This window comes from Streptomyces sp. MBT65, from assembly GCF_016612545.1.
Lineage (GTDB): Bacteria > Actinomycetota > Actinomycetes > Streptomycetales > Streptomycetaceae > Streptomyces.
Map to the genome: position 1 here is coordinate 1 of NZ_JAENRY010000481.1, position 6,974 is coordinate 6,974.

Consider the following 6,974-nt stretch of genomic DNA (forward strand, 5'->3'; position numbering starts at 1 on the left):
AGTTGGGGGAGGGTGGGGGTGAACTGTCTGGCATGCGCTGTTCCTCCAGCGGAGCCCATGGCGACGGCCGTGACCGTGAGTGCCAGGTGTGTGAACGGTGAAACAGTAGTGGAGCGAGAGCAGTGTGAGCAGCCGTTTCAGCGAGCGGTTTCTACGAGATTTCGTTATGTACACTCGTACACATGGGATTCCTGATGCTCCTCACGGCGATCGCCGCGGAGGTGGGCGGCACCACCGCCATGAAGTTCAGCCACGGCTTCAGCCGGCTGTGGCCCTCGGTTCTCACGGTCCTCGGATACGTGCTCTCCTTCGCGCTGCTCGCGCAGACGCTGAAGTCCATGTCGGTCGGTACGGCCTACGCGATCTGGGCCGGCCTCGGCACCGCCGCCGTCGTGGGCATCGGGACGGTGTTCCTGGGCGAGGGCATGACCCTCGCGAAGGCCGCCGGCATCGCGCTGATCATCGTCGGGGTCGTGGTCCTCAACCTCGGCGGCGCGCACTGATGACCAGGGGAGACACGCACTGATGGCCCGGCGCTACGACCCCGAGCGGCGGCAGCGGATCATCGACGCGGCGATCCGGGTGGTCGGGGCGAAGGGCATCGCCGGCCTCAGCCACCGCTCCGTCGCCGCCGAGGCCGATGTGCCGCTCGGCTCGACGACGTACCACTTCACGACCCTTGACGAACTGATGGTCGCCGCACTGCGCCAGGCCAACGAGGGCTTCGCCAAGGTGATCGCCGCGCGGGGCGGTCTCGAGGACGCGCGTACCGACCTGGCCGGGGAACTCGCAGGCTGGATGGGGGAGTGGCTCGCGGGCGACCGCACGGGCGTCGAGCTGGAGTACGAGCTGTATCTGGCCGCCCTGCGCCGCCCCGCGCTGCGCCCCGTCGCCGACGAGTGGGCCCGGGACCTCGCCGAGCAACTCGCCCGGCGCACCGACCCGTTGACCGCGCGGGCGCTGGTCGCGCTGATGGACGGGATCTGTCTCCAGGTACTGCTGACGGACGCGGCCTACGACGAGGAGTTCGCGCGCGAGGTGCTCGGGCGGGTGATCCCGAGGCCGGCGGAGAACTGAGGCGCTTGCCTCTGCCCCCGTGCTCGCGCGGACTCGATGCCCCCGTGAACTCTCCGGCCCTCACCGGGAACAGGAGTAGACAGCCTCGACAGCACGGCGATCGGCAGAGACGAATCGGGGGAGTCCTGTGAGGGGACCACCGCCGGTGGCGATACGGAGGTCGTCGCCCGGTCGTTGGAGCAGCCGGAGCTGTTCGCCCTGCCCAACGACCGCTACGCGTCGGAACCCCGAGCACGGGCGGCCCGCAGTACATACGGGGGGTGCAGGCCGCCTGTCGTACGGCCGAGCGGCGCTGGACGTGTCGTTCCCTGAGACGCCCCGTGGACGAGTTGGTCCCGGCCGCCCCCGCCAGGTTAGGTTTCCCTCATGACCGACACGACCGCACCTCGCACCACCGGCGCCGTTGCCGCCGGGCTCGCCACCGTCGCCGCCGACGGGACCGTTCTCGACACCTGGTTCCCCGCGCCCGAACTGTCCGCCGAACCCGGCCCCGCCGGCACCGAGCGGCTGTCCGCCGAGCGTGCCGTGGAACTGCTCGGTGCCGGCGCGGCCAAGGCGCTCGGCCCGGACGCCCGCAGGGGCGTCGAGGTGATCGCGGTCCGCACGGTCATCGCCTCCCTCGACGACAAGCCGCTCGACGCGCACGACGTGTACCTGCGCCTGCACCTCCTCTCGCACCGGCTGGTCAAGCCGCACGGCCAGAGCCTGGACGGCATGTTCGGCTTCCTCGCCAACGTCGCCTGGACCTCGCTCGGCCCGGTAGCCGTCGACGACGTCGAGACGGTCCGGCTCAACGCGCGTGCCGAGGGCCTGCACCTCCAGGTCACCTCCATCGACAAGTTCCCGCGCATGACGGACTACGTGGCACCCAAGGGCGTCCGTATCGCCGACGCCGACCGGGTCCGGCTGGGCGCGCACCTCGCCGAGGGCACCACGGTCATGCACGAGGGCTTCGTCAACTTCAACGCGGGCACGCTCGGCACGTCGATGGTCGAGGGCCGGATCTCCGCCGGTGTCGTGGTCGGCGACGGCTCGGACATCGGCGGCGGCGCGTCCACGATGGGCACGCTGTCCGGCGGCGGAAACGTCCGCATCACCATCGGCGAGCGCTGCCTGGTCGGCGCCGAGGCGGGCGTCGGCATCGCGCTCGGCGACGAGTGCGTCGTCGAGGCCGGCCTCTACGTCACGGCGGGCACCCGCGTCACGATGCCCGACGGCCAGATCGTCAAGGCCCGCGAACTCTCCGGCGCCTCCAACATCCTCTTCCGCCGCAACTCGGTCACCGGCACGGTCGAGGCCCGCCCGAACAACGCGGTCTGGGGCGGCCTGAACGAGATCCTGCACAGCCACAACTAGCAGGCCCGTGCCACGAGTCGAGCGCCCTCCGGCCTGCCGCGAGGGCGCTCACTCATGTCCGCACGGCCGCGGCGAACTCCGCCAGCACCGCGAAGTCCCCTTCCCGCAGCCCGAGTCGGGGATTCACGTGGTGCAGCAGGGATGGTCCGGGATGACGATCGGCCACGAACTCGCCGTCCGGCGCGCCCTGTTCGTCGTCCACCCAGGCGAACGGACGGCCCTCGGCATACGTCACGATCGCCTCCGTCTTCCAGTGCACCCCGTCGGGCCGCTCGACGAACAACCGGTCACCGAAGTCGACGTACGGCAACTCGGGCAGCCCGACGACCGGGGCGATCCAGCGGTTCGCGGCGGCCATCCAGGTCGTCGCCCAGCACAGGTCGTAGCCGAGGCCGAGGAGCGCCGGGCCGTGCGCGGGGTTCAGCCAGACCCGGAGCGGGCGGCCCGGTCGCACGGCGGCCCTGATCGTCGTATAGCCATCGGGACGGCGCTCCGGCTGCGCGGCGTACGGATTGAGGGGGCCGTCGACGTCGAGGAACAGCAGGGGGCGGCGGCTCATGTGGCCACCGTAGGACAGCGGTTGTGCGAGGTGGGCGGAATTTTCTTGTGCCGACAGGCATAGCGGGAGCTGTTCGCACGCGTCCCAGGGAGCACAGGGGCGGGGCATCGGGTGCCGTCGGGGAAGTGAGTGAAGGTGGCGATGGATGCCGAAGGGCTGGAAGGTTTCCGGGACTTCGTGGACAACAGGTCGTCGGCGCTGCTGAGGACGGCCGTGCTGCTCAGTGGGGGAGACCGGTACGCCGGTGAGGATCTGCTGCAGAACGCGCTGGCCAAGGCGGCCGGACGGTGGGAGCGGATCGACGAACCCGAGGCTTACGTACGGCAGATCCTCTACCGCCAGCAGGTCAGCCGGTGGCGGCTGAAGTGGCGAAGACGCGAACTGACCGTCGCCGAACCGCCGGAGACCCGCGCGCCCTCGGACGCCTCGGCCGCCGCCGAACTGCGCGTCGTGATGCGCGAGGCGCTGTCCAAGCTCACCGCCCGTCAGCGCACCGTCCTCGTCCTGCGCTACTTCGAGGACCTGCCGGAGGCCGATGTGGCCCGGCTGCTGGGCTGTTCGGTCGGCACCGTAAGGTCCACCACCCACCGTTCCCTCGCCCGGCTGCGCGCCCTCGCGCCCGAACTCGCCGCCCTGGGCCCGGCCGACGCCGAACTCCGGTCGTCCCGTGACCACTCGCCCGTGGAGGTGCGCCCGTGAACGTCGACGATCTCCTGCGCGACACCTTGCGCGAGCAGGCCGCCGAACAGCCCCCGGCGGGACCGGGGTTCGCCGACTGGGTGCTCGCCGTCCGCCGGCGCCGCCGTACCCGGAGGATGGTGACCGTCGTCGCCGCCACGGTCGCCGTGGTCGCCGTCGCGGTGGGTGTCCCGCTGCTCGACTCGGGGAAGAGCGATGTCCGTCCGTCGGGTGTCGTGGACGGGGACAAGGTGAGCGCGCAGCCGAGCCAGTCGCCTCCGCGCGAGCTGATCGCCGCCGGGAACACGGCACTTGCCGCCTACTACATCCCGACCACGGTCAAGAAGTCGGCCACCGAGACCGACTCCGAGCGCACCTACTGGCTGCTCGACCCGAAGACCGGCACCTATGTGAAGGCCCCCAAGTGGTCGTTCGTCGCCGTCGCCCCGGGCCTGAAGACCGCCGCCGTCCTGGAGCGGACCCTGCCCGCCCCCCGGATCGGCCTGCTCGACCTGACCACCGGCGAGGTGAAGCGGTGGATCCAGGTCGGTCACAAGGTCGGTGGGCTGGCCTTCTCGGCCGACGGCCGGAAACTGGTCGCGACGACCTACACCCAGAACCCCGACGCGGACTTCCATCCGGCGGACCCCAACGCCGGGGAGCCCGAACGGCTCTCGAGCCGCACCGGTTTCTACGTCCTCGACGTGGCCTCCGGCAAGGGCACCTGGGCCGGGGTCGCGGTCGGCGGACAGCGGGCGGACGGCCTGAGCACCTTCGTCAACAACCGCCAGGACTTCGCCCCCACCCCCGACGGCCGATACGTCTGGGCCGGCGGCATCGCCTCCGACGACGTCAACAAGCTGTTCTACGACCCCACCGGCGCCGAGGTCCCCGCACCGGAGAACGGCAGCAAGTACCTGCTCTCGTACGTCGACGCGGGGATGTCCCCCGACGGCAAGCGCGTCGCCGGCGACTTCGCGGGCCAGAAATGGACCACCTCGTCCTATGTCGTCGACTCCGCCACCGGCGCGCGGACCGAGGTCCACGGACAGCAACTGCTCGCCTGGGCCGACGACAGGTCCCTCATCGCCTGGGACGTCGGGAAGGGGGACGGGGAGGGGAAGAGCGAGTTCCACCAGCGGCTCGTGCTGATCACCATCGGCAGCGACAAGGAGGTACCGCTGAGCGGCTTCCGCAAGGGCACCGACGTCAGCGCCGGACGCTGGCAGCCCGTGTTCGCGCGGCGCTGAGCACCTCGGTCAGCCGGCCACGAACTGCTCGTACGCCGCCAGCAGCCCGCCGACCGCCTCCCGGCCGGCGGGCAGCAGCGGCGCGCGGACCGAACCCCCGGGCAGGCCGAGGGAGTTGAGCAGCGCCTTCACCGTCACCGTGCCGGGCAGTCCCGCCGCCATCATCAACTCGATGAGCGGCGTGGCGCGTTGTTGGAGGCGGGCGGACACGGGGGTGTCGCCCGCCTCGAACGCGTCGAGGATCGCCCGGAGTTGAGCCGGGACGACGTTCGCGACCGTGCTCACGTACCCCGCCCCGCCCACCGCGTACAACGCCAGGATGTGTTCGTCGCAGCCCGCGTAGTACGCCAAGTCGGTCCGGTCCAGCACCTTTTGGGCGCCGAGGAAGTCGTAGGAACAGTCCTTGACCGCGACGACCCGGGGGTGCTCGGCGAGCCGGATCATGGTCTCCGGTTCGATACGCGTGCCGGTGCGGGCCGGGATGTCGTAGAGCATCAGGGGCAGTCCGGACGCGTCGGCGACCTCGCGGAAGTGTGCCTCCAGGGCGTCCTGCGGAGGTCTGCTGTAGTACGGCGAGACCACCAACACCCCGTCCGCACCGGCCTTTTCGGCCTGCCGGGCGAGTTCCACGGTGTGCCGGGTGTCGAAGGTGCCGACGCCGGAGACGATCGGGACACGGTCGCCGACGGCCTCACGGACGGCCGTGACGAGCGCCGACTTCTCCCCGTCCGTCGTGGTCGGCGACTCACCGGTCGTCCCGGACAGCACGAGCCCGTCACACCCCTCCGACACCAGCCGCCCGGCGAGCAGTCGAGCACCGTCGAGATCGAGATCCCCCGCCTCGGTGAAGGGGGTGACCATCGCGCACAGGGCGCGGCCGAAGGGGGGTGGGGCTGAGGTCGCCGTGTTCGTCATGCGAGTAGTCTCGGCAGCGCGACAGTGAAGCTCCACTTAATTCTTCTACCTGGTATTGGTAAGAAATGCTGCGGGGTGGCAGGCGGCGATGATGTGGATGACGGTGCCCAGTCCGTGGCCGACCGGACGCACGCTCGAACGCCACGTCTCAGGTCCTCGGGACCCATTCCATGGGAGGGGGCATGCGGCTGTAGTGGGGTCCCCGGGGGCCGTAGTGGGAGAGGTGCAGGATCTCGCCGCCGACCTGGAGTTCTGCCGGTGGGGGGTTGGGAACGGAGACCCGCGGGCAGCGTCGGCCGTCGATGACGATGCCTTCCCGGGGGGCGTTCCAGCCGTCCGCCCAGCTCTGGGCCCGCTCGCGCGTCCACGGCTTCCGCAGGGTTCGTGGGGCGGCCGGGTCGTGGTCGTAGCCGTTGAGGGCGCGGACGAGGCCTTCGCTGTAGACGCCCTTGACCCGGAAGTTCTCGAGGTCGTCCATGCGCACGACCATGTTGACGTACCGGCGGCTGTTGCCCCTGTGCCTCCCGACCGCGGGCCAGCGACCCCAGCCGGGGTCCCAGCGCACGGGCGGGATCCACAGCAGGGTGCCCACCGCGAAGTGCTTCGTGCCGCGCTGGATCTCGAGACCGCTCTCGCCGCGCGCGGTCTCCTGCGCCACGTTGGCCACCAGGCACCAGCCCAACAGCCCCTCCGGCGCCTCTGCTTCGGTGGGTTCCGTGTCTGTCATACGGAGAATCCTCCGGCACGGGAGGGGACGCGATCCAGTGCTTATCGGCGGAGCCGACCGGAGCGAACCATGTCGCGGCCGACCGGCCTGCCCGGCAAGGGGTCCTGCGCGTCCTCCCCATCCTGCGCGTTCGGCACCCCAGGAATGCGGCAGGGACCGCGCGACGGCCACTCGTCGGGCCGGCCGGGCCGGTTCCCCTCAGCCCGCCGATGCGGGCCAGACGGCCCGGCGGTACGCGTCGAGATACCCGTGGAGTCGGGGTGCACGTACCTCGGGCAGCCGGACCAAGGTGTCCTCGAAGGCGTCGGGGTGGGCCTGCAGCGGGTGCCAGGGACGTGCCCGCGACCGGGGGCCTCCCGGAGGGCGTCCTGCGCGACGACTACCCGCTGCGGGCACGTCCCTGGCACCCGCT

8 protein-coding genes are annotated in these 6,974 nt (G+C 71.0%); 5 read left to right on the top strand and 3 right to left on the bottom strand.

Features of this window, described 5'->3' with window-relative positions; genetic code table 11:
* Positions 1 to 182: 182 nt before the first annotated feature.
* From JHN63_RS48615 to dapD, 3 genes are all read left to right on the top strand, one after another.
* On the top strand, positions 183 to 503 hold the full coding sequence (locus JHN63_RS48615; RefSeq protein ID WP_200691546.1) for a multidrug efflux SMR transporter: 321 nt from the start codon (positions 183 to 185) through the stop codon (positions 501 to 503).
* A 22-nt stretch (positions 504 to 525) separates the two neighbouring features.
* Positions 526 to 1,077 carry a TetR/AcrR family transcriptional regulator gene (locus tag JHN63_RS48620; RefSeq protein WP_200691547.1) on the top strand — a complete coding sequence of 184 codons (552 nt, stop codon included), beginning with the start codon at positions 526 to 528 and terminating at the stop codon, positions 1,075 to 1,077.
* Positions 1,078 to 1,443: 366 nt separating this feature from the next.
* Positions 1,444 to 2,433 carry a 2,3,4,5-tetrahydropyridine-2,6-dicarboxylate N-succinyltransferase gene (gene dapD, locus JHN63_RS48625; RefSeq protein WP_200691548.1) on the top strand — a complete coding sequence of 330 codons (990 nt, stop codon included), beginning with the start codon at positions 1,444 to 1,446 and terminating at the stop codon, positions 2,431 to 2,433.
* Between the two features lie 52 nt (positions 2,434 to 2,485).
* Here dapD and JHN63_RS48630 read toward each other — a convergent pair whose 3' ends face one another.
* Positions 2,486 to 2,992 (bottom strand): hypothetical protein, encoded by a 507-nt coding sequence (locus JHN63_RS48630; RefSeq protein WP_200691549.1) that lies wholly within the window; start codon positions 2,990 to 2,992, stop codon positions 2,486 to 2,488.
* A 141-nt stretch (positions 2,993 to 3,133) separates the two neighbouring features.
* Between JHN63_RS48630 and JHN63_RS48635 the strand changes: the two genes are divergently transcribed.
* Positions 3,134 to 3,691, top strand: coding sequence for a SigE family RNA polymerase sigma factor (locus JHN63_RS48635; RefSeq protein WP_200691550.1), 558 nt, complete (start codon positions 3,134 to 3,136; stop codon positions 3,689 to 3,691).
* Positions 3,688 to 4,920: a WD40 repeat domain-containing protein gene (locus JHN63_RS48640; RefSeq protein ID WP_200691551.1), complete on the top strand. Its 1,233-nt coding sequence runs from the start codon at positions 3,688 to 3,690 to the stop codon at positions 4,918 to 4,920. Before JHN63_RS48635 ends, JHN63_RS48640 begins: the two co-directional genes overlap by 4 nt.
* A gap of 9 nt (positions 4,921 to 4,929) precedes the next feature.
* Here JHN63_RS48640 and dapA read toward each other — a convergent pair whose 3' ends face one another.
* Positions 4,930 to 5,835, bottom strand: a complete 906-nt coding sequence (dapA, locus tag JHN63_RS48645; RefSeq protein ID WP_200691552.1) for a 4-hydroxy-tetrahydrodipicolinate synthase — start codon at positions 5,833 to 5,835, stop codon at positions 4,930 to 4,932.
* Between the two features lie 148 nt (positions 5,836 to 5,983).
* The gene (locus JHN63_RS48650) at positions 5,984 to 6,562 is read right to left on the bottom strand and encodes a hypothetical protein (RefSeq protein WP_200691553.1); all 579 of its coding nucleotides are present in this window, start codon (positions 6,560 to 6,562) and stop codon (positions 5,984 to 5,986) included.
* Between the last annotated feature and the right edge of the window lie 412 nt (positions 6,563 to 6,974).

Bases quoted from the DNA above. Each gene is read 5' to 3' on its own strand.
- JHN63_RS48615 (WP_200691546.1), top strand. From the start codon at position 183: ATGGGATTCCTGATGCTCCTCACGGCGATCGCCGCGGAGGTGGGCGGC.
- JHN63_RS48620 (WP_200691547.1), top strand. From the start codon at position 526: ATGGCCCGGCGCTACGACCCCGAGCGGCGGCAGCGGATCATCGACGCG.
- dapD (WP_200691548.1), top strand. From the start codon at position 1,444: ATGACCGACACGACCGCACCTCGCACCACCGGCGCCGTTGCCGCCGGG.
- JHN63_RS48630 (WP_200691549.1), bottom strand. From the start codon at position 2,992: ATGAGCCGCCGCCCCCTGCTGTTCCTCGACGTCGACGGCCCCCTCAAT.
- JHN63_RS48635 (WP_200691550.1), top strand. From the start codon at position 3,134: ATGGATGCCGAAGGGCTGGAAGGTTTCCGGGACTTCGTGGACAACAGG.
- dapA (WP_200691552.1), bottom strand. From the start codon at position 5,835: ATGACGAACACGGCGACCTCAGCCCCACCCCCCTTCGGCCGCGCCCTG.
- JHN63_RS48650 (WP_200691553.1), bottom strand. From the start codon at position 6,562: ATGACAGACACGGAACCCACCGAAGCAGAGGCGCCGGAGGGGCTGTTG.